At 72.0% G+C, this 947-nt stretch carries 1 protein-coding gene and 1 pseudogene; one reads left to right on the plus strand and one right to left on the minus strand.

Going from position 1 to position 947, the window contains the following annotated elements:
• Window positions 1-3 precede the first annotated feature (3 nt).
• The gene (locus BMG07_RS40810; protein WP_198089226.1) at window positions 4-360 is read right to left on the minus strand and encodes a CmcJ/NvfI family oxidoreductase; all 357 of its coding nucleotides are present in this window, start codon (window positions 358-360) and stop codon (window positions 4-6) included.
• Between the two features lie 175 nt (window positions 361-535).
• On the opposite strand from BMG07_RS40810, the pseudogene BMG07_RS40815 reads away from it, so the two are divergent.
• Window positions 536-947, plus strand: a pseudogene (locus BMG07_RS40815) (hypothetical protein); the annotation flags it as partial.

Consider the following 947-nt stretch of genomic DNA (forward strand, 5'->3'; position numbering starts at 1 on the left):
AGCTCAGCGCGGCGCGGTCGCCTCGCGGCGGCGAACCAGGTGGTCGAAGACATGCGCGCGCGTGCCGCCCGTGACGGCGAGCGCGAGCTCGGCCACCTCGCGGTGGTAGACGGCCGTGACCCGCGCGTCGTCGAGGAAGTCGCGCACGGCAGTGGGTGCATCGCGCAGCACGAAGCCTTCGCGCTCGATGTCGGGCGGCGCGGCGGCGGCGCGGGCGTCCGCGATGGGCACGGGGCGCAGCGCGTAGCTGCCGCTTTCCCAGGGCGTGCCCGGCGGCGGCTCGAAGGCGTAGCTGACGGGGCGCAGGGCGGACGGCTGGAGGTAGTTCAGGCCTGCGGTGACGGTGCTCGGTGTGGTCATGCGGTGGGCTCCTTTGGACGGGTCCATTGGAGCGAAGCGGCGGGCGCGGCTCAAACGACTTCTGGGCGCCTTCGCATGACCTGAAGGAATAGGAAATTCCCCGTGACGAAGAAAAACAGCTTTCTTGTCGCGGCCCGCTGAATACTGTATAAAAATACAGGTAACAGTCTTCACCATGGGCCTCCCTTTCCTCGACTCCTTTTCCGCTGCCGCGGGCCGTGGCGTCTGGCATGCCGACGAACTCGGCCTGGCCGACGCGCAGGTCACGGCCACCGGCCACGCCGCGCTCGACGCGGAGTTGCCGGGGGGCGGCTGGCCGGTCGGCGCAATGACGGAGCTGCTGCAGGCCGCGCCCGAAGCCCATGTCTGGCGGCTGCTGCTGCCCGCGCTGGCGCAAGCGGTGGCCACGCGCGGCGGGCCGGTGGTGCTGATCGGCGCGCCTTACGAGCCCTGCGCAGCCGCGCTCGCGGCGCAGGGGCTGCCGGTGGAGGCGCTGATGTGGGTCAAGAGCGACGCGCCGCCCGCGCGGCTGTGGGCCTGCGAGCAGGCGCTGCGCTGCGCCGACGTGGCGGCCGTGGTGGCGTGGC

Source organism: Variovorax sp. E3 (assembly GCF_016082275.1).
Classification (GTDB): domain Bacteria; phylum Pseudomonadota; class Gammaproteobacteria; order Burkholderiales; family Burkholderiaceae_C; genus Variovorax.

Coding starts and splice junctions, on each gene's coding strand:
- BMG07_RS40810 (WP_198089226.1), bottom strand. CDS start 360: ATGACCACACCGAGCACCGTCACCGCAGGCCTGAACTACCTCCAGCCG.